This is a genomic window from Streptomyces sp. CNT372 (assembly GCF_000377145.1).
The window spans coordinates 96,197-119,516 of sequence record NZ_KB897788.1; the positions used below are offsets into that span (position 1 = coordinate 96,197).

The window sequence follows — 23,320 nt, forward strand, 5'->3', positions numbered from 1 at the left end:
CGCGGGTGAGCGCGGCGGCCGGCGCCGGTGGCGGCGAGGCACGTCCGGCGCCGCACGCGAGGTGCGGCGCCGGACGTGGCTGCGGGTGCCGGTCGGCTCAGACGTTGACGCCGAAGTCCTGCGCGATGCCGCGCAGGCCGGAGGCGTAACCCTGGCCGATGGCGCGGAACTTCCACTCCGCGCCGTTGCGGTAGAGCTCGCCGAAGACCATGGCCGTCTCCGTGGACGCGTCCTCGGAGAGGTCGTAGCGGGCGAGCTCCTTGTTGTCGGCCTGGTTGACGACGCGGATGAACGCGTTGCGCACCTGGCCGAAGGACTGCTGGCGGCTCTCGGCCTCGTAGATGGAGACCGGGAACACGATCTTCTCGACGTCGGTGGGGACCGCGGCCAGGTTGACCTTGATCGCCTCGTCGTCGCCCTCGCCCTCACCGGTGAGGTTGTCGCCGGTGTGCTCGACGGAGCCGTCGGGGCTCTTGAGGTTGTTGAAGAAGACGAAGTTGCCGTCGGTGGCGACCTTGCCCTCGGCGTTGGTCAGCAGGGCGCTGGCGTCGAGGTCGAAGTCGGTGCCGGTGGTGGTGCGGACGTCCCAGCCCAGGCCGACGGTGACGGCGGTCAGGCCGGGTGCCTCCTTGGTCAGCGAGACGTTGCCGCCCTTGCTGAGGCTGACTCCCACGAGTCCCTCCAGTGGTCTTGAGGGGCAGCGCCCCCGTTGTGCGTTCCTGTTCGGATCAACGAAGAGATCCTAGTGACCGGTTCCCACGTGAGACAGGCTTTCGCCCCGCCGGGTTCCCCTCCGGAGCACGGAATCACCGCGCCGGATCACCCGGATCACAGGGCCGCGAGCGCCTTGACGTAGTCGTCGAGGTCCCGGGCGTCGGGAAGGTCGTTGACGACACTCCAGCGCACCACGCCCTCCTTGTCGATGATGAAGGTGCCGCGCACCGCGCAGCCCTTCTCCTCGTCGAAGACTCCCCAGGCCCGCGAGGTCTCGCCGTGCGGCCAGAAGTCCGACAGCAGCGGGTACTCCAGGCCCTCCTGCTCGGCGAAGACGCGCAGGGTGTGGATCGAGTCGTTGGACACGGCCAGCAGCTGGGTGTCCTCGTTGACGAAGGCGGGCAGCTCGTCGCGGAGGGCGCGCAGCTCACCGGTGCAGACACCGGTGAAGGCGAACGGGTAGAAGAGCAGCACCACGTTCTTCCCGCCCCGGTAGTCAAAGAGCGAGACGGTACGCCCGTGGTTGTCCTTCAGGGTGAACCCGGGAGCCTTCGCGCCGGCCTCGATCGCCATGGATGGGTGCGTCCCTTCGTGAGCCGGGCCCGGCCGGGCCGACCCAAGGACCGGCGGACCGGGAACCTGATCCGTGGCTCGGCCCGGTGGGCCGAACCGGTGGCCCCCACCCTACGCAGAAGTGCTCGCACGTGCGTGAGGCCCCCGCCGACCGGCTTGGGTTCCAGGGGTCGGCGGGGGCCTCACGACGCCGCCGGACCGGCCGGCGGCGCCTGCGCGCCCCGGGATCGCGCCGGGCGCCCGGCGCGGGGGCTCAGCGCTTCTTCGCGGCCGCCTTCGGTGTGACCAGACGGGTGCCGTTCCAGTCCTTGCCGACGTTGGTGCTCTTGGTCTGGGAGAGGCCCGCCGTGGTGGCGGCCTCGCCGATCTCGCTGGGCTCGACATAGCCGTCGCGGCCCGTCTTCGGCGTCAGGAGCAGGATCTGGCCGCCCTCTTCCATGTACGCGATGGCGTCCACCAGCGCGTCGGTGAGGTCCCCGTCGTCCTCGCGGAACCAGAGCACCACGGCGTCGGCCACGTCGTCGTAGTCCTCGTCGACGAGCTCGGTGCCTGTGGCCGCCTCAATGGCCTCGCGCAGCTCCGTATCGACGTCGTCGTCGTAGCCGATCTCCTGGACCACCTGGTCGGGCTGGAAACCCAGCCTTACGGCCAGGTTCGTCTCCGCGTGGTCCGCGGTCGCGCTCACGGCTTGCCTCCTGATCTTGTTCTTCCGGAAATGCCTGGGGTCACGCGCACGGGCGTGACATTGGACCGTAGTCCACACGGGCGGGACGGATCGCGCAAGTACCCGGCCGTGCGGACCGCCGAAACGGTGACGTTTGCGGCCGTGTCGGCGCAACTCCCAACCTGCGGGCCGTCGCGGTGGCGCGGCGGTTCGCACCCTGTGAACCCCTATGCGCCAAAGCTACCCCTCGATCCGGCATTCGGAACCGAACGGCCGAACGAAACGGAGATCCGCTGTGGGCGTATGGTTGCGATTTGGCACCCCCCGCGCCGGGGTAGGCGCTCCCCGCGGGGTCCCCCGGCGCCCCGTTGTCCCGGAGATCGGGGGTTACCCCTCGGTAGAGATGACGTACGCCTTCCGCCAGGTACACGATGGGAGGCGGTGCGACAGCTTGACCGTCATCACTCATGCGCGTCTTCACCGCCGCGCGCGGCGGCAGACACCCGAACAAGCGAAGGAACAGCGTGGCTTCCGGATCCGATCGCAACCCGATCATCATTGGCGGCCTTCCCAGCCAGGTCCCCGACTTCGATCCCGAAGAGACGAAGGAGTGGCTGGACTCCCTCGACGCCGCCGTCGACGAGCGGGGCCGCGAGCGCGCCCGCTACCTCATGCTCCGCCTGATCGAGCGCGCCCGCGAGAAGCGCGTCGCCGTGCCCGAGATGCGCAGCACGGACTACGTCAACACCATCGCCACCAAGGACGAGCCGTTCTTCCCGGGCAACGAGGAGATCGAGCGCAAGGTCCTCAACGCCACCCGCTGGAACGCCGCGGTGATGGTCTCCCGCGCGCAGCGCCCGGGCATCGGCGTCGGCGGCCACATCGCCACCTTCGCCTCCTCCGCCTCCCTGTACGACGTCGGCTTCAACCACTTCTTCCGGGGCAAGGACGACGGCAAGGGCGGCGACCAGATCTTCTTCCAGGGGCACGCCTCCCCCGGTATCTACGCCCGCGCCTTCCTCCTGGACCGGCTCAGCGAGCAGCAGCTCGACGCCTTCCGGCAGGAGAAGTCCAGGGCGCCGCACGGCCTGTCCTCCTATCCGCACCCGCGGCTGATGCCGGACTTCTGGGAGTTCCCGACCGTCTCGATGGGCCTCGGCCCGCTCGGCGCGATCTACCAGGCCCGGATGAACCGCTACATGGAGGCGCGCGGTATCGCCGACACCTCCGACTCCCATGTGTGGGCCTACCTCGGCGACGGCGAGATGGACGAGCCCGAGTCGCTGGGCCAGCTCTCCATCGCCGCCCGTGAGGGCCTGGACAACCTGACCTTCGTCGTCAACTGCAACCTCCAGCGCCTCGACGGCCCTGTGCGCGGCAACGGCAAGATCATCCAGGAGCTGGAGTCGCAGTTCCGCGGCGCCGGCTGGAACGTGATCAAGCTGGTGTGGGACCGCACCTGGGACCCGCTGCTCGCACAGGACCGGGACGGCGTACTGGTCAACAAGCTGAACACCACGCCGGACGGCCAGTTCCAGACGTACGCCACCGAGACCGGCGCCTACATCCGGGACCACTTCTTCGGCGACGACCACCGGCTGCGCGCGATGGTCGAGAAGATGACCGACCACCAGATCCTGATGCTCGGCCGCGGCGGCCACGACCACCGCAAGATCTACGCCGCGTACCAGGCGGCCCGCGCCCACAAGGGCCAGCCGACGGTCATCCTGGCGCAGACGGTCAAGGGCTGGACCCTCGGCCCGAACTTCGAGGGCCGCAACGCCACGCACCAGATGAAGAAGCTCACGGTCGACGACCTCAAGGGCTTCCGCGACCGGCTCCACATCCCGATCACCGACGCCCAGCTGGAGTCCGGCCTGCCGCCGTACTACCACCCGGGCCGGGACTCGGAGGAGATCCAGTACATGCACGACCGGCGCACGGCGCTGGGCGGCTACGTGCCGACCCGTGTGGTGCGCTCCAAGCCGCTGGCCCTGCCGGACGACAAGACGTACGCGGCCGTGAAGAAGGGCTCCGGTCAGCAGTCGATCGCCACCACCATGGCCTTCGTCCGCCTGCTGAAGGACCTCATGCGGGACAAGGAGATCGGCAAGCGCTTCGTGCTGATCGCCCCCGACGAGTACCGGACCTTCGGTATGGACTCGTTCTTCCCGAGTGCGAAGATCTACAACCCACTGGGTCAGCAGTACGAGGCGGTCGACCGGGAGCTGCTGCTCGCGTACAAGGAGTCGCCGACCGGGCAGATGCTGCACGACGGCATCTCGGAGGCCGGCTGCACGGCCTCCCTGATCGCGGCGGGCTCGGCCTACGCGACGCACGGCGAGCCGCTGATCCCGGTGTACGTCTTCTACTCGATGTTCGGTTTCCAGCGCACCGGTGACCAGTTCTGGCAGATGGCCGACCAGCTCTCGCGCGGTTTCGTGCTGGGCGCGACCGCCGGGCGTACCACCCTGACCGGTGAGGGCCTCCAGCACGCGGACGGCCACTCCCAGCTCCTGGCCTCGACCAACCCGGGCTGTGTCGCCTACGACCCGGCCTTCGGCTTCGAGATCGCGCACATCGTCAAGGACGGTCTGCGCCGGATGTACGGCGGGGACGAGGAGCACCCGCACGGCGAGGACGTCTTCTACTACCTCACCGTCTACAACGAGCCCATCCAGCACCCGGCCGAGCCGGAGAACGTGGACGCGGAGGGCATCCTCAAGGGCCTGTACCGCTTCAAGCAGGGTGAGGCGGGCGAGATCCCGGCGCAGATCATGGCCTCGGGCGTGGCCGTGCCGTGGGCGGTCGAGGCGCAGCGCATCCTCGCCGAGGAGTGGAACGTCCGGGCCGACGTCTGGTCCGCGACCTCCTGGAACGAGCTGCGGCGCGACGCGGTCGACGCGGACGAGCACAACCTGCTGCACCCGGAGGAGGAGCAGCGCGTCCCGTACGTGACCTCCAAGCTCTCCGGCGCGCAGGGCCCGTTCGTGGCGGTCTCCGACTGGATGCGCTCGGTCCCGGACCAGATCTCCCGCTGGGTGCCGGGCACGTACACCTCCCTGGGCGCGGACGGCTTCGGCTTCGCGGACACGCGCGGCGCGGCCCGCCGGTACTTCCACATCGACGCCCAGTCGATCGTGCTGGCGGTCCTGACCGAGCTGGCGCGGGACGGCAAGGTGGACCGCGGCGTCCTGAAGCAGGCGATCGACCGCTACCAGCTCCTGGACGTCGCTGCGGCGGACCCGGGCCCGGAGGGCGGCGACGCGTAACGGCGGTCCCGGACGGTGTCCGAGGGGCGGCGGACCGGTCTCGGTCCGCCGCCCCTCGGCGTCCCGTCGGCCGGGCGCACCCGCCCACCGCCCCCACCGGATCCGGGGGCGGGGGCGCCCCCGCCGCGTACGGGCCGGGTCCGGGGGTCCTTACGATGCTCGGCATGAAAGTCCAGAACGCGCAGCTCCGCTGGGAGAAGCGGATGCAGACCCCGCTGCTGGTCCTGGCGATCTCCTTCGCCGTCGCCTACGCGGTCCCGATCATGACGCCCGGCGCGCCGTCCTGGGTGCACCGGGCCTGCACCGGGGTGGAGTGGCTGGTGTGGGCCTCGTTCGCGGTGGACTACACGGTGCGGCTGATGCTGGCGCCGTCGAAGTGGCTCTTCGTGCGCCGTCACCCGCTCGACCTGTGCGCGGTGCTGCTGCCCCTGATCCAGCCGCTGCGGCTGCTGCGGCTGGTGTCCACGGTGCTGCTGGCAGGGCGGCGGGCCCGGATGGCGCCCCAGATCACGCTGACCACCTATGTGGGCGGATCGGTGGTGGGCCTGATGATGTTCGGTTCGCTGGCCGTGCTGCGGGTGGAGCGGGACGCGCCCGAGGGCAACATCAAGACCCTCGGGGACGCGGTGTGGTGGTCCTTCACCACGATGACGACCGTCGGCTACGGCGACCTGGCACCGACCACGGGCCTCGGACGGCTGCTCGCGGTCGGGCTGATGATCTCGGGGATCGCCCTGCTCGGTGTCGTCACGGCGAACATCGCGGCCTGGTTCATCTCCCGGTTCGACCGCGACGACGCGGTGGAGCGGCGCCAGACGGAGCTGCTGGAGGCGCTCACCGCCGAGGTGCGCGTGCTGCGGGCCGAGGTGGCCCGCCTGTCGGGCGGACCCGCGCCGGAGGGCCCCGAGGCTTCCGGTGCGGGGCCGGACGGGCAGCCCTGCGCCGCCGGCACCCCCGGGCCCCCGGGCGGCTCGGAGGCGGTCGGGTCGTCGGGCCTGCCGGCACAGGGTCCCGGGGGCTGAGGTCCGCCGCTTGCGGCGGACGGCGGGCACGGCGGACGGCGGGCACGGCGGACGGCGTGCCAGTCGTGGCCGCCCGCCCCCGGAGCGGACGCGGACCGCCCCGGACACCACCCGTGGAGGGGGCGGGGAGGTCAGCGTTCCCAGACCTTGAAGGCCCGGACCCGGTACGGGGATTCGGGGACCCAGGTGCCCTTGCCCGGGTAGGTCTCGAACTCGCCCGTCTCGGCGCACTCGGCGGACTGGTAGGTGGTCACCGGGCGGCCGGTGCGGTTGGCGAGGGCGGCGGCCGCGGTGCCCGCCGGGAGCGGGACGCAGCTGTCGATGTCGAGCCCGGCCAGCTCATGGACTTGGCGGGCCCCCTGGAAGCCCGCCCGGGCCCAGAGGCACAGCTCCCCGGGCCCGCAGGCGCCGAGTCGCGGGGGCGCGGCGGTGGGGGCCGCCCCGGCGGCGGCGGGTGGGCCGCCCGGTGACGGGGCGGCGGGCGCGGCCGCGGTGGTGGTCAAGGCGCAGGCGGTCAGTAACGCGGCGAGCAGGGTCCCGCGCATGCGGATCGGCATCGGAATCAACCCCCGTGGGTCTGGCGAACGGTCGATCCCCAGCCTGACCTGCCCGGACCCCCCGCCGGAACACCCTGCGGGCGTGATCATCCGGATAGGCGACAGCCCCGCCGGGAGGTCCCGGCAGGGCTGTCACAGGCGCGGAATTGACGCTTCCGAGGTCTAGCCGAGGGCCCCTGGAGCGTGGTGGGCGGGCGCGTCAGATGTGCACGCCGCCGCCCGCCGCGTCCGCGTTCGCACCGCGCTTGGTGAGCAGTGCCACGCCCGCCGCTACGACGCCGACGACGCCGGCGACGGTGAACGCCAGGCCCATCCCGGACATGAACGTGTCATGGATGACGTCACCGATACGAGTGGCGAGGTCGGGCGTCATCCCCGGCGCGTCGGCCAGCTCGCGCGGGACGGCGCCGAATTCGGCCGCCTCCTCCAGCCGCGGGTCCGGCGGCACCGGAATGCCCGCCTCCCGCCAGTTGTCCGCGAAGTCCGCGCTGACCTTGGAGGACATCACCGCGCCCAGCACGGCGGTGCCGAGCGCGCCGCCGACCTGCATGGCCGCCTGCTGGAGGCCGCCGGCCACACCGGACAGCTCCAGGGGCGCGTTGCCGACGATGACCTCGGTGGCGCCGACCATGACCGGGGCGAGGCCCAGACCGAGGAGGGCGAACCAGAGGGACATGGCGAAGGTGCTGGTCCCCTCGGTGAGGGTGGTCATGCCGAACATCGCGGTCGCGGTGCACACCATGCCGCCGACCAGCGGGACCCGCGGCCCGAACCTGGTGATCAGCACACCCGCGAGCGGCGAGGAGACGATCATCATCGCGGTCAGCGGCAGCAGCCGCAGTCCGCTGTCGACCGGGCTCAGGCCCTGCACGCCCTGGAGGTAGAAGGTCACGAAGAACAGGCCGCCCATGAAGGCGAAGGCCATCAGGACCATCAGGATCGTGCCGGCGGTGAGTGGTACGGAGCGGAACATCCCGAGCGGGATCAGCGGCTCGCGGACCCGGGTCTCCCAGGCGCCGAACAGCAGGAAGAGCACCAGAGCGCCGGTCAGGCAGAGCCAGGTGTTGAGGCCGCCCCAGCCCCAGGACTCACCGGCCTTGATCAGGCCGTACACCAGGGCGCCCATGGCACCGGAGAGCAGCACGATGCCGGGGATGTCGAAGGAGCGCGGGGCGTTCGCGGCGCGGTGGTCCCTGAGGATCACCAGGCCGAAGACGAGGGCGACGACGCCGACCGGCACGTTGATGAAGAAGACGGACTGCCAGCTCACGTGCTCGACGAGCAGACCGCCGACGATCGGGCCGCCGGCCGTGGAGGCGCCGATGACCATGCCCCAGATGCCGATCGCCATATTGAGCTTCTCGGCGGGGAAGGTGGCTCGAAGCAGGCCGAGGGCGGCCGGCATCAGGAGCGCGCCGAACAGGCCCTGGAGGACCCGGAAGAAGATCACCAGGCCGATCTCGGTGGAGAAGCCGATCGCGGCGGAGGCCGCGGCGAATCCGGCGATGCCGATCAGGAAGGTCTGGCGGTGGCCGAAGCGGTCACCGAGCTTGCCCGCCGTGATCAGGGCGACGGCCAGCGCCAGCAGATAGCCGTTGGTGATCCACTGGACCTGCGAGAGCGAGGCCCCCAGGTCCCGCTGGATCGCGGGGTTGGCGATCGCGACGATGGTGCCGTCGAGGGCGACCATCATGACGCCGATGGCGACGGCGAACAGGGTCAGCCAGGGGTGCCCGCGCAGCCCCCTGCCCGGTGCCGCCGGGGCGGAGTCCCGAGGACCCCCGGGTTCACTCGACGCCTTCTCGACGGTGGTCTGACTAGTCATACCCGGGAGGCTAATGTCAGCGACTGACAGTTGACAAACGGGTTCGCGCCCGGCCCGCCGTCGTCCTGGTCACAGGTAGCCTGAGCTGGTACGCAGCAGGAACACGGCGCACGAATAGGGCGCGGGAACGCGGCCCACGGCTACGGCTACGGCGCGGAACGCGGCGCGGACGAACGGCAACAGCACGCACGGCGAAGAGGACGGTGACGTGACGGTCGAGCAGACCGGACTGCGGGCCCGCAGAAAGCAGCGCACCCGCGACTCCCTGGTGCGGGCCGCCCTCGAACTCTTCACCGCGCAGGGGTACGAGCGCACCACGGTCGACGAGATCGCCGAGGCGGTGGAGGTCTCCCAGCGCACCTTCTTCCGCTACTTCGCCAGCAAGGAGGAGGCCGCCTTCGCCGTCCAGGACGTCATGGAGTCCCACTACCTCGCGGCCCTGCGCGACCGGCCACCGCACGAGGCCCCCTTCGAGGCCATGGGCAACGCCGTGTTCGCGTCCTGGGACACCATCGAGGAGGCGATCTCCGACATCGTCCCCGTCGAACTGCACTGGCGCAGCTATCTGGTGATCGAGTCGACGCCCACCCTGCTCGCCGTGCTGATGCGGCGCTCCGCCGAGTCGGAGGAGGTGATGGCCCGGCTGATCGCCGAACGCGAAGGGCTGGACGTGGACCGGGACCCCCGGCCCCGGGTCGCGGTCGCCGCCTTCGGAGGGGTGATGCGGGCCGCGGGCCGGCTCTGGGGCCAGGGGGACGACCCCCGGGCCGAGGTCATCCGGGCGCTGATGGAGACGTACATCGCACAACTCGGCCCTGCCCTGGCCGAGGACTGGCGGCGGCCGGGGGCGCGCCCGGCGGGCTGACACACGCCGGGGCGCACAACCTCCCCGCGCGGCGGGCGCCTTGGCGCCGAGAGCGCGGCCGCACCCCTTCCGCACCCGCGCACCCGCGCACCCGCGCACCCGCGCACCCGCCGTGAACGAGGGCGCACACGCCGGGAGACGGACAGCCCGGCACCCCCACACTCCGCACACGGAACGTCACGTTCCCGGGCTCCAATCCCCCCTCGCGCGTGATGTGTCTCACGCCCCGCACGGGCCTCCTCGCGCGTCTCCTAGGGTGTCCCGCAGTGACTTCCTTCGACTCCACTCCGAACCCGACCGCCTGGCGCGTCCTGCTCGCACTCACGGTCGTCCTGATGATGCTGACGACCTCCGGCTGGACCGTCATACGACATCAGAGCGGTCGGGGGAGCGCCCTGAGCGCGGAGCTGGCCCGCTGGCACAAGGCCACCCTCGCCGGACGGGCCCTGCCGCCGGCGGACGCGGAGCCGGGGCGGCTGGCCGCGTTCTTCGCCGCGCTCGGCGACCGGGCGAGCGGCCGGCTGGCGGCCGACTACCCCCATGTCGTCGGGAATCTCGACGGAGCACCGGTTACCCTGCGTTACCGGGCGAACCGGCTGGCCCTCGGCGAGGCGCTCGCGGCGGAGCGGAAACGTCTCGCCGGTCCGGGGCTGACCCCACAGGGCCATCACGAGGCGGTACGGCGGATGCACCGCTTCGGCGCGCTGATGGACGAGGACCGGCAGATCCTCGCCTTCGACCCGGCCGGACCGGGCCGGGTGGCGGAGGTGTTCGGGGATCTCGACCGGGCCGAGCGGGTCTCGGTGGTCGTCCCCGGCGTCGGCACCAACCTGCTCACCTTCCAGAGGACCGCCCGGAGGTACTCCGCCCCCGTCGGCATGGCCCGGTCCCTGTACGCGGCCGAGCGGGCCGCCGCGCCCCGGGTGCGCACCGCCGTCATCGCCTGGGCCGGCTACACCTCGCCGGCGGGCGTGGGCGTGGACTCGGCCACCGGGCGGCTCGCCGAGAGCGGCGCCCAGCGGCTGACCGCGCTCACCCGGGCCCTGCCGGGCAGCTCCCGGGTGGCCCTCTTCTGCCACAGCTACGGCTCGGTGGTGTGCGGGGTCGCGGCCCGGGACCTGCCCTCCCGGGTCGAGGACGTCACGGTCGCCGGGAGCCCCGGGATGCGGGCCGAGAACGTGGCCCAACTGGGCACGGCCGCCCGTGTCTGGGCCGCCCGGGACAGCGACGACTGGATCCAGGACGTGCCCCACATGGAGGTCGGCGGCCTCGGGCACGGCGAGGACCCCGTGACGCCGGAGTTCGGCGCGCGGGTGGTCTCCGCGGAGCGTGCGATCGGCCACACCGGCTATTTCGAGCCGGGTACGGAGAGTGTCCACAACTTCGCGAAGATCGGTGTCGGCACCTACGACGGCATCACCTGCGCGAGCGGCGACGACACATGCCGCAGTGGTATTCGCGGCGCAGCGGGCGGAATACGCGCGTAGAGGCCGCGCGCGGGCCGCGGCAACCGGGTTTTGGCCGAGGGGCGACGGAGCGGCGGTCGGCGCATACGATGAGGCGCATGGGTGACGTACTGGCCGGAATTCAAGCCACCTGGGAGTTCGAGACCGACTCCGTGCTCATCCGCTTCGAACGGGGGATACGGGCGCCGAAGCTGTTCTCCGCGCTGCGCGAACGGCGCATCCCCCACGAGGCGTTGGCCGCGGTGACGCTCTCCCCGGGCAAGCGGGGCACCGTGGTACTGCGCGCCGTGCCCAGACCCGGTTCGGACCCCCTGATGGACGCGGCCGACGGCCAGCTCAAGGAGGGCTCCGACCCCTACCGGCTGGTCCTCCCCGCCGACCGGGAGACCCTCGCCGAGTACTACGCCGACGAGCTGCGCGCCCGGATCGGCCCGCACGCCGACGAGCCCGCCGACCGGTACCTGGTCGCCGCGCCCGAGGCGCCCCTCGGCTTCAAGGCGTACGACGGCAAGGCGTCCTTCGACGGCGCCAAGGTGGCGTTCCGCTGGTTCTGGACGGGCGCCTCGACCGCCAAGTGGAAGGCCGGCGACCAGAGTTTCGCGCTCTCCGAGCTGAGCGGGGTGGAGTGGCGCTCGCCGGAACTGCTGGAAGGCTATCTGCGCCTGCTGCGCCGGGGGGACGAGAGCGGGCCCGCGCAGCCCGACCAGGACCCGGCGGCGGTCGTCTTCGGCCTCGGCTACGGGCCGGTGCACGAGTCGCTGCCGTTCGCGGCGGCCGTGCTGGAGTCGGTGCGCGGCCAGAGCCCGGCCCCCGCCCTGTCGGTCCCGGCCGCCCGCCGCGACCCGGCGGACATCGCGGACCGCATCCGGCACCTGGGCGATCTGCACGGGGCGGGGCTGGTGACCGACGAGGAGTTCAGCCGCAAGAAGGCGGAGCTGCTCGCGGAGCTGTGACGGGCCCGGGCACGGAACCGGGCGGCGCGGGGCCGGGGCCGTGCCGGGCCCGCGCCGCTCCGGAACTACTCCCGCGCCGCCGAGGTCGAGGACATGTCCGGGTACCGGTCCCCCGCCACCTCCGCCGCCAGCGGCTCCAGGGCCGCCAGCTCCTCCGCGTCCAGCCGCAGCGCCGTCGCGCCGGTGTTCTCCAGGAGGCGGGCGGGCTTGCGGGTGCCCGGGATCGGGACGACCGGCAGGCCGTGGACCTCCGCCCGCTGCTGGACCCACGCCAGCGCGACCTGAGCCGCCGTCGCCCCGTGCGCGGCGGCGATCGCGCGGACCGGCTCCAGCAGGGCCGCGTTGGCACGCGCGTTCTCGCCCGTGAAGCGCGGCTGGTCGCGCCGGAAGTCGCCCTCGCCCAGCTCCCGGCCCGCGTCGGCGAACGCGCCCGTCAGGAAGCCCCGCCCGAGCGGCGAGTACGGGACGAAGGCGACGCCCAGCTCCGCCGCCGCGCCGACCGCGCTGCGCTCCACGTCCCGGCTGAACAGCGACCACTCGGACTGGAGGGCCGCGATCGGGTGGACGGCGTACGCCTCGCGCAGCTCCGCCCCGGTCACCTCGCTCAGCCCCAGGTGCCGCACCAGCCCGCGTTCCACCAGCTCGGCCATCGCCCCGACGGACTCGGCGAGCGGCACGGCCGGGTCGCGGCGGTGCATGTAGTAGAGGTCGATGACGTCGACGCCGAGCCGCCGCAGACTGCCCTCGACGGCCCGCCGGATGTACGCGGGGTCGTTGCGCACCGACCGGGCCTCGTCCCCGGCGCTCCGGTCGACGGCGAACTTGGTGGCCAGGGTGATCTCGTCGCGGTGCGCGGCCACGAACGGCGCGAGGAACTCCTCGTTGGCGCCCTTCCCGTACATGTCGGCCGTGTCGAAGAGGGTGACGCCCCGGTCGAGGGCCGTGTCGAGGGTGGCGCGGGCGGCGGACTCGTCGGTGTCGCCGTAGAACTCGCTCATGCCCATGCAGCCGAGGCCCTGGACGCCCACGAGGGGCCCGTCCGTGCCCAGGCGCACCTGGTCGATCCGGTGGTCCGCCGCGGGGGCGGAGGTGTTGTCGGTCATGGGGGTCAGCCCTTCCTGGACGCCCCGGGGGCGTCCGCGTAGAAACCGATCTTGTGGTCCAGCACGGCGAGCGTGTCCTGGAGTTCGGCGATCCGCGCGATCACGTCGGTGCGGGTGCGCTCCAGCAGCTCGCGCCGGGCGTCGACGGTGTCCTCCCCGGCGCGGACCATCTCCGCGTACGCGACCATGTCGGCCACGGGCATGCCGGTGAGGCGCAGCTTGCCGACGAAGGCCAGCCAGTCCAGGTCGCGGTTGGTGAAGCGGCGCTGCCCGGTGTGGGAGCGGTCGACGTGCGGCATCAGCCCGATCCGCTCGTACCAGCGCAGGGTGTGCGCGGTGAGTCCGGTCAGGGCGGCCACCTCGCTGATCGTGTAGCGGTCGCGGCCGTCGGGGCGCGGATGCGCGGGCGGCACGGACCGGCAGAGGTCGACGCGGGCGGCGGGCCGGGCGGGTGTGCTCTCGATCACCGTCATGCCTCCACGCTAGGACCCTGGAGTGCACTCCAGGCAAGCGGAATCGGGGCCGCCGTCCGCTGGGCGGAACACGTTCGCGGGCCGCCCCGCCCCGGACTAGCCTGCACCGCCATGAGCGCCGCACGCCGTGCCGTCCCCGGGGACGCCGAAGAACTCGTCCGCCTCCGTCAGGTCATGGAGGAGTCGCTGTCCGGCCCGGCGACCGACCTCGGCTGGCGCCCCGCCGCCGTGGCCACCCTCCGCGACCGGCTCGGCGACCCGGACGGGACCATGGCGGCGTACGTGGTCGACCGGCCCGGCGGCCCCGGGCTCGCGGCCTGCGCCGTCGGCACCATCGAGCACCGCCTGGGCAGTTCGGCGAACCCCCGGGGCACCACCGGCTACGTGTTCAGCGTCGCCACCGACGACGACCAGCGCCGCCGGGGCCACTCCCGGGCCTGTATGGAGGGCCTGCTCGACTGGTTCCGGGCGCACGGCGTCCGCCGCGTGGACCTGCGCGCCTCCCCCGAGGCCGAACCCCTCTACGCCTCCCTGGGCTTCGCCCGCACCCCGGACCCGGCGATGCGGCTGAAGCTGTAGCCCCGCGCGGGGAGGCGTGGGTGCCGACACCGGGAGGCGTGGGTGCCGACCCCGGGGAGCCGTAGCGGCCCGCGGGCGGCCGCGGGGCACCCCGTAGGCTCGGGGGCATGCAGAGCCTGGCGATGATCGATGACTGGCCCGTCCCCACCGCGGCGGCGGCCGTGGTCCGTGCGGACGGGAGGGTGGCCGGGGCGCACGGGCCGACGGACCGGCCGTTCCCGCTCGCCTCGGTGACCAAGCCGCTCGCGGCGTACGCGGCGCTGGTGGCGTACGAGGAGGGCGCGATCGAGTTCGACGAGCCCGCCGGGCCGCCCGGGTCGACCGTGCGGCACCTGCTCGCGCACACTTCCGGCCTCGCCTTCGACGAGGACAAGGTGTCGGCCGGGCCCGGGACCCGCCGGATCTACTCCAACACCGGGTTCGAGGCGCTGGGCGACCACATCGCCAAGGCGACGGACATCCCGTTCGCCGAATACCTGCGCCAGGCCGTGCTGGAACCCCTCGGCATGACCGCGACGAGGCTGGCGGGTTCGCCCGCCAAGGACGGCGTGTCCACCGTGGACGACCTGGTGCGCTTCGCCGCCGAGGTGCAGGCGCCGCGCCTGCTGGACCCGCGCACGGTCCTGGAGGCGATGACCGTCACCCACCCGGGCCTGGCGGGCCTGCTGCCCGGGTACGGCCGGCAGACCCCGAACGACTGGGGCCTCGGCTTCGAGATCCGCGACGGCAAGTCCCCGCACTGGACGGGGAGTTCGTCCTCCCCGCGCACCTTCGGCCACTTCGGCCAGTCCGGCACCTTCCTGTGGATCGACCCGGACGCGGGCGCCGCGTGCGTCGCCCTCACGGACCGCGCCTTCGGCCCGTGGGCGATCGAGGCGTGGCCGCCGTTCACGGACGCGGTCCTGGCGGAACTGCGGGGCGGCGCCCCGGCGTAGCACGGCGCCGCGGCGCCCGGTCCGGGCGGCTGGGCGAAACGGTTGCGCGGTCCTGTTCCCCCGGGGCGGGCGCTTCCTTCCGGCTCCGCTTCCTTTGGGCCGGCCCAGCCCGCCCGGCTCAGCCCGTCGGGCCGGGGCCCGGTCCTCCGGCGGGCCGGCAGCGGTCCCCGGGCAGCGCGCCGTCGGTGCCCCGGAGCACCACCCGCATCCCGCCGTCCGGGCGCTGCGCGTGGGAGATCGTGCAGACGAGCTGGCGGCGCGCCACCGGGCCCAGGTCCCCCAGCGGGGCGGGGAACACGGCGGTCACCGTGTCACCCTCCGCCGTGATCTCCTTCGGGGCGGCGGCCGGGCCGGGCAGCGCGGGGTCGTTGCGGAGCCCGGCGCGCTTCTCCTCCGCGCGGGGCCCGGCGAGGAGTTCGGCCACCGCCCTGACCGGTGAGGGCGGGCCCGGAACGGCCCCCTGGGTCGGCGGTTCCCCGTACTCGGAGCCGAAGGTGCCACCCTCGCTGCCCCCGGCCCGCCAGGAGTTGTCCACCATCCGGGGCACGGGCTTCGTCCAGCCGTCGGCCGAGACGAAGAACAGCAGCATGCTGATTCCCGGCCCCGGGAGGATGTCCAGGACGGGCGGGCGGCCCGCCTTGATGACGTCCGTCTCCTGTATGCCGCAGGCGGTGAGCGGGAGGAGTGCCGCGAGCAGGCAGGCGGCGGTACGGAGGCGGTGGTTCATGAGGCGTTGCTTCATGAGGCGGTGTTTCATGGGTGCGCCGTCCTCTCGTCCGTCCCGTCGTCCGACCCCTCTTCCGGCTCGTCCGGCCGCAGGCCGTCGCCGTCCGGCCGCCCGCCCAGCGGCAGTTCGACGGTGAACACCGCGCCGCCGCCCGGTGCGTTCGCCGCCCGGACGGTGCCGCCGTGCAGCCGTACGTTCTCCTGGGTGATCGCGAGGCCGAGGCCGCTGCCCGCCGAGCGGGCACGGGCCGCGTCCGCCTTGAAGAAGCGGTCGAAGATGTGCGGCAGCACCTCGGGCGCGATCCCGGGGCCGGAATCGGCCACCTCCACGACCAGGTTCTCCCCGTGGGCGGACAGCCGGACCGTCACCGGTTCGCCGCCGTGCCGCAGGGCGTTGCCGACCAGGTTGGCCACGACCACGTCGAAGCGGCGCGGGTCGAGGCGGACCCGGATGCCGGGGGGCAGGTCGGTGCGGACCCGCTCCTGCCAGTGCCGGGCCGCCAGGGTCTTGCGGACGGTCTCGGCGGCGTCGACCTCGTCGGTGTGCAGTTCGGCGGCGCGGGCGTCGAAGCGGGAGATCTCCATCAGGTCCTCCACCAGCACCGCGAGTTTCCCGGTCTCGGCGCTGACCAGGCGGACGGCCCGGGCGGTGTCCGGGTCGAGGCCGTCCGCGTCCTCGTCCAGGACCTCGGTGACGGCGAGCATCCCGGCGAGTGGGGTGCGCAGTTCGTGGGAGACGTCGGAGGCGAACCGGCGGGCCCGGGCCTCGGCCTGCTGGAGTTCGTCCACGGAGCGTTCCAGCTCCCCCGCCGACTCGTTGAACGTCCGTGCCAGGTCGGCGAGTTCGTCCCGGCCCCGGACGGGGATGCGGGTGTCCAGCCGGCCGCTGCCCATGAAGTGCGCCGCGCGCCGCAGATCGCGGACCGGGCGCAGCACGCTCCGGGCGGCGAGCAGCGCGGGCACCACGGCGACGGCGAGACCGGGCAGGGCGCCGTCCCGGGCGGCGGTGAACAGCGCATCGATGTTCGCCTCCTGCTCGGTCATGCGCATCACGGCGAACATCACCAGCCCGGAGGGCACGGCGGCGGCGCGGGCCGGGTCGGTGCGCACCATCAGGGGCATGCCGACGGTGAAGTACGGGACGCCGTCGCGGACCACGCGCTCGAAGCTGGCGTGGGTGGTCGTGAGCGCGGCCCGCCGCAGCTCGGGCGTGATCACGGTCGAGGTCGGGTTGTGACCGGAGGAGACCCGCAGGGAGCCGTACTCGGCGAAGACCACCCAGGGCTGGGGTCTGGCCTTCGAGGCGATGAAGAAGAGGAGTTCGCGCAGGGTGTCCGGGTTTGGGGGCAGGGTCGGCGCCATGTTCTGCACCTGCTCGCGGAAGGAGGCCACGGCGGTGTCCTGCGCGCCGGCCAGGACGGCGTTGCGGGCCTCGCGGTAGGTCAGGGCGGAGCTGGTGGCGGAGCTGACGACGGCGACGAGGAGGAACGCGAGCACGAGGCGGGTGCGCAGCCCGAAGCGCGCGATCCGCCGGGCCCGCCTCGGCGCTCCCGGGGCGGACGCGGCCCCGGTGCCGGTCCCGGCGGCGGACGCGGTGCCGGCGGCGGCCCGGGTCCCGGACCCCGACCGCGCGCCCGCCCGGCGCAGCCTCACAGCGGGCCGAAGCGGTAGCCGAAGCCCCGCAGGGTCTGGATGTACCGGGGGCTGCCCGCCGGGTCCTCGATCTTGGTCCGCAGCCGCCGTACGCACGCGTCCACCAGCCGCGCGTCCCCGTGGTAGCTGTGCTCCCAGACGTGTTCGAGGAGTTGCTGGCGGCTGAAGACCTGCTCCGGGGCGGCGGACAGGTGCAGCAGCAGCTTCAGCTCGGAGGGCGCGAGGGCGAGGCGGGTCCCGGCCCGGGAGACGGTGAGCCCCGCACGGTCGATGGCGAGGTCGCCGTGCTGCTCGACGGCGGGCCGCGCCCCGGCCGGGCCCTCGATACGGCGGAGCACCGCCCGGATACGGGCCTCGATCACCTCGGTACGGGCGGGCTTGACGATGTAGTCGTCCGCCCCCGCCTCCAGGCCGATGACCACGTCGAAGTCGTCGCCGCGCGCGGTCAGCATGATGATCGGCAACTGGCTGGTCTCGCGGACCCGGCGGCAGACCTGGACCCCGTTCATCCCGGGCAGCATCAGATCGAGCAGCAGCAGGTCGGGCCGGAAGGCGCGCAGGGCGTCGAGCCCGGCCTCGCCGGTCGCGGCGGCGAGGACCTCGTGGCCGCGCCTGCGCAGCCCGAGCTCGACCCCCTCGCGCACGGAGGGGTCGTCTTCGACGAGGAGGACGCGGGGCATGGCGATGACTCCAGGAGGTGAGAGCGGCGGGGAGGGCCGCCGGGAAGGAAGAGCACGGGACGGGACGGACGGTTCCCGGACCTGAGCGCGTTGAGCGCTGCGCGCGCTGTGGGCGCTGTGGGCGCTGCGCGCACTGTGGGTGCCTCGAACGGTGCGCCCGGTACGAGCCGGCGCGCGCTGCGCCCGCCGTCGGCGCTTCGAACGGTGCGCGCGGGGTCACCGCTTCCCGCCGGGCCCGGCCCGGCGCAGCCGCCCCGCCACCCGGCCGAGCAGCGCGTCCAGGTCGGTCAGCCGCAGCGGCCTCGCCAGCAGCGCGAACACCGCGAGGACGGCGACCGACCCGGCGACGGCCCCGGCGAACGCCCCGCCGGGCTCCGCCCAGCGCGCCGCGAGGTGCCCGAGCCCGGCGGCGGGGAGGGCCGCGACGAGCAGCCGCGCCTGCGCGGCCACCGTCGCCGACCGCCACAGCCCACCGCGCGCACCGGCCCCCGGCCCGCCCGCCGCCAGCCTGCGCCGCAGCACCACCGCCGTGACCAGCCACCCCGCCACCAGCGCCACCGAGTACGCCCCCGCGATCCCGGTGACCGCCCAGCGGGCGGGCAGCACCAGCCAGGCCGCCCACGACAGGGCCGCGTTCAGCCCGGCGATCACCAGGTTCAGCAGGAACGGCGTGCGGGTGTCGGAGAGCGCGTAGAAGGTGCGCGAGAGGACGTACTGCCCGGAGAACGCGACGAGTCCGGGCGCGAAGGCCATCAGGATGCCCGCCATCACGGCCACGTCCTCCGCGCCCGTCGCCCCGTACCCGTAGACCGTCCCCATCAGGGGCTGGGCGAGGGAGAGCAGCGCGCAGGCGGCGGGGACGACCAGGGCGGCGCTGCGGCGGAGGGCGTACGCCACGTCCCGGCGCAGCGCGGCCGTGTCCCCGTCGGCCGCCGCGCCGCTCATCCGGGGCAGCAGGGCGGTCATCAGGGAGACGGTCACGATGCCGTGCGGCACCGCCCACAGGACGTAGGCGTTGGTGTACGCGCTGAAGCCCGCGCCCTCCACCCCGGCCCGCTGCGCGGCGAGGCCCGCCGAGGTCGCGAGCCGGGTGGTCACCCAGTACGCGGCCTGGTTGGTGAGGACCAGCAGCACCAGCCAGCCCGCCGAGCGCAGCGGCCTGGTCAGCCCCGCGCCCCGCCAGTCGAAGCGCGGGCGGAAGCGGAAGCGGGCCGCCCGCAGGGCCGGGAGGAGGGCGGCGGCCTGGACGGCGATCCCGGCGGTGGTGCCCCAGCCGAGCAGCGCGGTCTCGCCGGGGGTGAGCCGCCCGCCGTCGCCGGTCGCCAGGTAGAGACCGAACACGGCGATCACGACGACGTTGTTGAGGACGGGCGTCCACATCATCGCGCCGAACCGGCCGCGCGCGTTCAGCACCTGCCCGAGCAGGGTGAACACGCCCAGGAAGAAGATCTGCGGCAGGCAGTAGCGGGCGAAGGCGACCGTCATCGCGCCCTGCTCGCCGGAGTAGCCGGTGTACGCGCCGATGATCGCGGGCGCGGCCCACACGGCGGCGGCGGTCAGCGCGAGCAGGGCGAGGACGCAGACGGTGAGCAGCCGGTCGGTGTAGGCCGCGCCGCCGTCCGCGTGCTCCTTGCCCGCGCGGACCAGCTCGGGCACGAAGACGGCGTTCAGCGCGCCGCCGATCAGGAGCATGTAGACGATGGTGGGCAGCGCGTTCCCGACGGCGTACCCGTCCGCGACCAGCCCGACGCCGAGCGCCGCCGCGACGACGGCGGACCGCGCGAACCCGGTCGCCCGGGACACCAGCGACCCGGCCGCCATCACCAGCCCGCTCCGCGCGACCGACGGCGCCTCCGCGCGGGGCCCGGTCCCGCCGTGCCCGGCCCCCTCCGCCCGGGGCCGGGCGCCGGAGGCCGGGGTGGCAGGGACCGGGGTGGCGGGGGTCTGCGTGGCAGGGGTCTGGGCGCCGGGGGTCTGGGCGCCGGGGGCCGTCACCGGCGCGCCAGGTACGCCTGGAACGCCCGGTACAGCGCGTGGTTGGCGGTGCCGTCCAACGGTCTCTCCCATTCCCCCGAGGTCTCCACGACCTCGCCCCCGGTCCCCAGCTTCCAGCGCAGCAGTCCGAAGGCGCGCTCCTCGGGGTCGAGGGTGGAGGGTACCCCGCGCATGTCGTACACGTCCGCGCCCAGTGCGTGGGCGTCCTGGAGCATCCGCCACTGGAGGAGGTTGGACGGCCGCACCTCGCGCCGGTGGTCCGCCGACGCCCCGGTCTGGTACCAGACCCGCCGGCCGACCCGGACCATCGTGTGCGCGGCCAGGATGTCGCCCCGGTGCCGGGCCAGGTACAGGGTCATCCGCCCCGGCTCCTCCGCGTTCAGGGCCGCGTACTGGCGCTGGTAGTACGCCAGCGAACGCCCCAGCCGGAACCCGTCCCGTGTCTCCGTGATCCCCAGCAGCCGGTGGAACTCGGGCAGGTCCGCCGCGCTGCCGACCACCGTCTCGACGCCCTCCCGCCGCGCCCGGCGCACATTGCGCCGCCACTCCTGGTTGAGCCCCCTCCACAGGTCGTCCGTGGTCCGCCCGGCGAGCGGGACGCGGAAGACGTGGCGGGGCTGCGCGTCCCCGTCCTCCTCGCCGCCGCAGCGGTGCCAGCCCCGGGCGCGCAGCCGTTCCGCGACCACCGAGCCCACCGGGTCGACCTCCCGGGCGAGCACGTCCGTGATCCGGCGGCCGGGCCCGGCCGCAGCCTTGAGCCGGGCCGCGTCCCAGACCCGGTGCGCGGGCGCGGGCCCGATCCGCACGGCGAACGCGCCCGCCGAAGCCAACTGCCGCAGCAGTGGGTTCAGCCAGGCGTCGATCCCGGGGTCCGCCCAGTCGGCGACCGGCCCCTCGGGCAGATACGCGAAGAACCTGCGCGTCCCGGGCAGCCGCCGCATCAGCACCAGCGCCGCGCCCGTCAGCTCCCCCGCCTCCGGGTCCGGCCCCCAGCCGAACAGCAGCGGACGCCAGCCCTCCTTCACCTGCCCCCAGGACGGGCACTGGAGAAAACCGGGGGCGAGGGCCTGACCCGCCGGGGAGGCCAGAAAGGCGCGATGGACGTCGGCGGTGACGGGAGCGAGCACGGTCTCGCGGCCTCGGTCGGCCGGCAGGAGCAGCGCGGACACGGTGGGACCTCATGTCTGTCGGTGTGTCTGTCGGTGTGGCGGGGGGCCGGGGGCGCCGTGTCCCGCACGGCGGTCCCTCCTGGCGGTCCGACGGATGCTCACAGCCGTCCGTGACCGTCCCGCCCGCCGAATGTGACCGGACGATGACCGTTGCGCCGCAATGCCCGTCACACGCCACGGACGCCTCTCACCTGCGGTTTCGCCGCCCTACGCTCGCCGTCGAGCCACGTGCTCCGACTTCTTTCCGCTTCTTTGCGCTTCTTTCCGCCGCCGCGCAACGGTCCGTCCCCGACGGGCCTCTTCCGTGGCGGCCCAGCCCTGCACGACGGAGGTTCCGATGCGTCCCATGCACCCCGCGAGAGCCGTGACCGAGCACCCGATACGCACCCGGATCGCGGTGGCCGCCCTGCTGCTCGCACCGCTCGCCGCCTGCTCGGCGGGCGGCGGCACGGGCGGCAGCGGCGCCGGGGACGACAAGCCCGGCGGCGGGAAGGGCCGTCCGCCGACCGTGACCGTCACCCCGGCCGGCGCCAAGGCCCCCGCCGGGAAGCCGGTCACCGTGGCCGTGCGCGGTGGGACCCTGGTGAAGGTCGCCGTCACCGACGCCGAGGGCCGCTCCCTCGCGGGGGAACGTTCCGGCGACACCGCCTGGAAGTCCGCCCGCAAGGCCGCCCCCGGCACCGAGTACACCGTGCGCACCACCACCCGCACCCCGGACGGCACCGAGCGCACCGACGAGTCCTCGTTCACCACCGCGCCCGCCGACCGGGTCAACAAGGTGGACTGGCGGCCCGGCGAGGCGAGCACGGTCGGTGTCGCCCAGCCCCTGTCCCTCGTCTTCGACCACCCCGTGACCGACAAGGCCGAGGTGGAACGGCAGTTGAAGGTCACCTCATCGGACGGCACCGAGGGCTCCTGGGGCTGGATCAAGGACTGGTCGGGCCGCGACCGGGTGGACTGGCGGCCCAGGGAGTACTGGAAGCCGGGCACCGACGTGCGGCTCGACGCCCGGCTGAACGGCACGGACTCCGGAGACGGCGGCTGGTTCGTCCGCGACTACTCCACGCGCTTCACGGTGGGATCCAGCCAGATCGTCAAGGTCGACCTGGACGCCAAGCGCCTGACCCTCCAGCGGGACGGCAAGACGGTCCGCTCGATCCCGGTCTCCGGCGGAACCCCCGGCGGCAAGAAGCGCTCCTGGGGAGGCACGACGGTGCTGATGTCCAAGGAGGGCACCATCAACATGAACTCCGAGACGGTGGGCCTGGGCAACGCCTACGACAAGATGGTCGACTACTCGATGCGGCTCACCTGGTCCGGCATGTACGCGCACGCCGCGCCGTGGAACGCCCAGTACATGGGCCGGGCGAACCGCAGTTCCGGCTGCATCGGCATGGACACCCCCGACGCCCGCTGGTTCTACGGCCAGGTCCGCCCCGGCGACCCCTTCGAGGTCACCGGCGGCGACACCAAGGGAGTCCCCGACCCGGGCAACGGCTTCGGCGCGTGGAACCTCTCCTTCGAGGAGTGGCGGGCGAAGAGCGCGCTGCGCTGAGCCGGGGCGGACACGGCGCGGGCGTCCCGGGTCAGGCGTCCGCGCCGGGGAGTTTGGACATGCACTCGAACCACACGGTCTTGCCCGGCGGGCCGAAGCGGTGGGGCAGCACGCCCCAGCGGTCGGTGACGGCGTCGACGAGGAGCAGCCCGCGCCCGTCCTCGGCATTGACGTCGCCCCGCCCGGGGCTGGGCACGACGGGGCTGCCGTCCGAGACCTCGACCCGCACCCCGCCGTCCTGGAAGGTGACCAGGGTCCGGCAGCGGCGGCCGGGCACATGGCGCACCACGTTCGCGATCAGCTCGGTGAGGGCGAGCTCGGCGGCGTCGCTGACGTCCGGGATGCCCCAGGAGACCAGGTAGGTGCGGAGGATGCGGCGCAGGTGGCGGGCGGAGTGCTCCCCGACGGCCATCTCCGCGCGGTAGCCGGGCCCGAGGGCCGGTTCCCGCGCATCAGTTGCGTGATTCATGCCACCAGCGTGCGACGCGACGACTACGCTCGGCTACGGAACGAACCGAACGCCGCAAGGCGTTGCAGGCCG

At 73.5% G+C, this 23,320-nt stretch carries 21 protein-coding genes; 8 read left to right on the forward strand and 13 right to left on the reverse strand.

Annotated elements, in window-relative coordinates; translation table 11 throughout:
• Window positions 1-97: 97 nt before the first annotated feature.
• The 3 genes from C593_RS0123935 to C593_RS0123945 all read right to left on the reverse strand — a co-directional run bounded on the left by C593_RS0123935 (window position 98) and on the right by C593_RS0123945 (window position 1,972).
• Window positions 98-673 (reverse strand): TerD family protein, encoded by a 576-nt coding sequence (locus C593_RS0123935; RefSeq protein WP_018849865.1) that lies wholly within the window; start codon window positions 671-673, stop codon window positions 98-100.
• Between the two features lie 155 nt (window positions 674-828).
• Window positions 829-1,287, reverse strand: a complete 459-nt coding sequence (locus C593_RS0123940; RefSeq protein WP_018849866.1) for a peroxiredoxin — start codon at window positions 1,285-1,287, stop codon at window positions 829-831.
• Between the two features lie 253 nt (window positions 1,288-1,540).
• A complete protein-coding gene (locus tag C593_RS0123945; RefSeq protein WP_018849867.1) occupies window positions 1,541-1,972 on the reverse strand; it encodes a DUF3052 domain-containing protein in 432 nt (143 codons plus the stop codon).
• A 503-nt stretch (window positions 1,973-2,475) separates the two neighbouring features.
• Here C593_RS0123945 and aceE point away from each other — a divergent pair.
• Together aceE and C593_RS30385 are read left to right on the forward strand one after the other, a co-directional pair.
• Window positions 2,476-5,223: a pyruvate dehydrogenase (acetyl-transferring), homodimeric type gene (aceE, locus tag C593_RS0123950; RefSeq protein ID WP_018849868.1), complete on the forward strand. Its 2,748-nt coding sequence runs from the start codon at window positions 2,476-2,478 to the stop codon at window positions 5,221-5,223.
• 164 nt (window positions 5,224-5,387) lie between these two features.
• Window positions 5,388-6,245, forward strand: a complete 858-nt coding sequence (locus C593_RS30385; protein WP_106434748.1) for an ion channel — start codon at window positions 5,388-5,390, stop codon at window positions 6,243-6,245.
• 131 nt (window positions 6,246-6,376) lie between these two features.
• On the opposite strand, the gene C593_RS0123960 is transcribed toward C593_RS30385, so the two are convergent.
• Together C593_RS0123960 and C593_RS0123965 are read right to left on the reverse strand one after the other, a co-directional pair.
• Window positions 6,377-6,790, reverse strand: coding sequence for a peptidase inhibitor family I36 protein (locus C593_RS0123960; protein WP_026278018.1), 414 nt, complete (start codon window positions 6,788-6,790; stop codon window positions 6,377-6,379).
• Window positions 6,791-7,001: 211 nt separating this feature from the next.
• Window positions 7,002-8,495 (reverse strand): MFS transporter, encoded by a 1,494-nt coding sequence (locus C593_RS0123965; protein WP_486591176.1) that lies wholly within the window; start codon window positions 8,493-8,495, stop codon window positions 7,002-7,004.
• Between the two features lie 340 nt (window positions 8,496-8,835).
• On the opposite strand from C593_RS0123965, the gene C593_RS0123970 reads away from it, so the two are divergent.
• The 3 genes from C593_RS0123970 to C593_RS0123980 all read left to right on the forward strand — a co-directional run bounded on the left by C593_RS0123970 (window position 8,836) and on the right by C593_RS0123980 (window position 11,911).
• Window positions 8,836-9,492, forward strand: coding sequence for a TetR family transcriptional regulator (locus C593_RS0123970; protein WP_018849872.1), 657 nt, complete (start codon window positions 8,836-8,838; stop codon window positions 9,490-9,492).
• A gap of 266 nt (window positions 9,493-9,758) precedes the next feature.
• Window positions 9,759-10,979, forward strand: a complete 1,221-nt coding sequence (locus C593_RS0123975) for an alpha/beta hydrolase (protein ID WP_018849873.1) — start codon at window positions 9,759-9,761, stop codon at window positions 10,977-10,979.
• A gap of 77 nt (window positions 10,980-11,056) precedes the next feature.
• Complete coding sequence (locus tag C593_RS0123980; RefSeq protein ID WP_018849874.1) at window positions 11,057-11,911, forward strand: DUF4429 domain-containing protein; 855 nt, start codon at window positions 11,057-11,059, stop codon at window positions 11,909-11,911.
• A 65-nt stretch (window positions 11,912-11,976) separates the two neighbouring features.
• Here the strand turns inward: C593_RS0123980 and C593_RS0123985 are convergent, their stop codons facing one another.
• Both C593_RS0123985 and C593_RS0123990 read right to left on the reverse strand, forming a co-directional pair.
• Window positions 11,977-13,014: an aldo/keto reductase gene (locus C593_RS0123985; protein ID WP_018849875.1), complete on the reverse strand. Its 1,038-nt coding sequence runs from the start codon at window positions 13,012-13,014 to the stop codon at window positions 11,977-11,979.
• A 5-nt stretch (window positions 13,015-13,019) separates the two neighbouring features.
• Window positions 13,020-13,487, reverse strand: coding sequence for a MerR family transcriptional regulator (locus C593_RS0123990; RefSeq protein WP_018849876.1), 468 nt, complete (start codon window positions 13,485-13,487; stop codon window positions 13,020-13,022).
• A gap of 111 nt (window positions 13,488-13,598) precedes the next feature.
• Here C593_RS0123990 and C593_RS0123995 point away from each other — a divergent pair, with 111 nt between their 5' ends.
• Both C593_RS0123995 and C593_RS0124000 read left to right on the forward strand, forming a co-directional pair.
• Window positions 13,599-14,066 (forward strand): GNAT family N-acetyltransferase, encoded by a 468-nt coding sequence (locus tag C593_RS0123995; RefSeq protein WP_018849877.1) that lies wholly within the window; start codon window positions 13,599-13,601, stop codon window positions 14,064-14,066.
• Window positions 14,067-14,173: 107 nt separating this feature from the next.
• Entirely contained in the window at window positions 14,174-15,001 is an 828-nt protein-coding gene (locus C593_RS0124000) for a serine hydrolase domain-containing protein (RefSeq protein WP_018849878.1), read from the forward strand.
• A 118-nt stretch (window positions 15,002-15,119) separates the two neighbouring features.
• Here the strand turns inward: C593_RS0124000 and C593_RS0124005 are convergent, their stop codons facing one another.
• From C593_RS0124005 to C593_RS0124025, 5 genes are all read right to left on the reverse strand, one after another.
• Window positions 15,120-15,743 carry a hypothetical protein gene (locus C593_RS0124005; RefSeq protein ID WP_018849879.1) on the reverse strand — a complete coding sequence of 208 codons (624 nt, stop codon included), beginning with the start codon at window positions 15,741-15,743 and terminating at the stop codon, window positions 15,120-15,122.
• 11 nt (window positions 15,744-15,754) lie between these two features.
• Entirely contained in the window at window positions 15,755-17,224 is a 1,470-nt protein-coding gene (locus C593_RS0124010; protein ID WP_486591174.1) for an ATP-binding protein, read from the reverse strand.
• Between the two features lie 152 nt (window positions 17,225-17,376).
• On the reverse strand, window positions 17,377-18,060 hold the full coding sequence (locus tag C593_RS0124015) for a response regulator transcription factor (RefSeq protein ID WP_018849881.1): 684 nt from the start codon (window positions 18,058-18,060) through the stop codon (window positions 17,377-17,379).
• Window positions 18,061-18,276: 216 nt separating this feature from the next.
• Window positions 18,277-20,055: a murein biosynthesis integral membrane protein MurJ gene (gene murJ, locus C593_RS0124020; protein ID WP_018849882.1), complete on the reverse strand. Its 1,779-nt coding sequence runs from the start codon at window positions 20,053-20,055 to the stop codon at window positions 18,277-18,279.
• Window positions 20,052-21,224, reverse strand: a complete 1,173-nt coding sequence (locus C593_RS0124025) for a peptidoglycan bridge formation glycyltransferase FemA/FemB family protein (protein WP_018849883.1) — start codon at window positions 21,222-21,224, stop codon at window positions 20,052-20,054. The genes murJ and C593_RS0124025 overlap by 4 nt, the downstream gene beginning before the upstream one ends.
• 346 nt (window positions 21,225-21,570) lie before the next feature.
• Between C593_RS0124025 and C593_RS0124030 the strand changes: the two genes are divergently transcribed.
• Window positions 21,571-22,779: an Ig-like domain-containing protein gene (locus C593_RS0124030; RefSeq protein ID WP_037746965.1), complete on the forward strand. Its 1,209-nt coding sequence runs from the start codon at window positions 21,571-21,573 to the stop codon at window positions 22,777-22,779.
• 31 nt (window positions 22,780-22,810) lie between these two features.
• Here C593_RS0124030 and C593_RS0124035 read toward each other — a convergent pair whose 3' ends face one another.
• Window positions 22,811-23,248 (reverse strand): ATP-binding protein, encoded by a 438-nt coding sequence (locus C593_RS0124035; protein WP_051093763.1) that lies wholly within the window; start codon window positions 23,246-23,248, stop codon window positions 22,811-22,813.
• Window positions 23,249-23,320 lie beyond the last annotated feature (72 nt).

Coding starts and splice junctions, on each gene's coding strand:
- C593_RS0123940 (WP_018849866.1), bottom strand. CDS start 1,287: ATGGCGATCGAGGCCGGCGCGAAGGCTCCCGGGTTCACCCTGAAGGAC.
- C593_RS30385 (WP_106434748.1), top strand. CDS start 5,388: ATGAAAGTCCAGAACGCGCAGCTCCGCTGGGAGAAGCGGATGCAGACC.
- C593_RS0123960 (WP_026278018.1), bottom strand. CDS start 6,790: ATGCGCGGGACCCTGCTCGCCGCGTTACTGACCGCCTGCGCCTTGACC.
- C593_RS0123965 (WP_486591176.1), bottom strand. CDS start 8,495: ATGATGGTCGCCCTCGACGGCACCATCGTCGCGATCGCCAACCCCGCG.
- C593_RS0123980 (WP_018849874.1), top strand. CDS start 11,057: ATGGGTGACGTACTGGCCGGAATTCAAGCCACCTGGGAGTTCGAGACC.
- C593_RS0123985 (WP_018849875.1), bottom strand. CDS start 13,014: ATGACCGACAACACCTCCGCCCCCGCGGCGGACCACCGGATCGACCAG.
- C593_RS0123990 (WP_018849876.1), bottom strand. CDS start 13,487: ATGACGGTGATCGAGAGCACACCCGCCCGGCCCGCCGCCCGCGTCGAC.
- C593_RS0123995 (WP_018849877.1), top strand. CDS start 13,599: ATGAGCGCCGCACGCCGTGCCGTCCCCGGGGACGCCGAAGAACTCGTC.
- C593_RS0124000 (WP_018849878.1), top strand. CDS start 14,174: ATGCAGAGCCTGGCGATGATCGATGACTGGCCCGTCCCCACCGCGGCG.
- C593_RS0124005 (WP_018849879.1), bottom strand. CDS start 15,743: ATGAAGCAACGCCTCATGAACCACCGCCTCCGTACCGCCGCCTGCCTG.
- C593_RS0124015 (WP_018849881.1), bottom strand. CDS start 18,060: ATGCCCCGCGTCCTCCTCGTCGAAGACGACCCCTCCGTGCGCGAGGGG.
- C593_RS0124030 (WP_037746965.1), top strand. CDS start 21,571: ATGCACCCCGCGAGAGCCGTGACCGAGCACCCGATACGCACCCGGATC.
- C593_RS0124035 (WP_051093763.1), bottom strand. CDS start 23,248: ATGAATCACGCAACTGATGCGCGGGAACCGGCCCTCGGGCCCGGCTAC.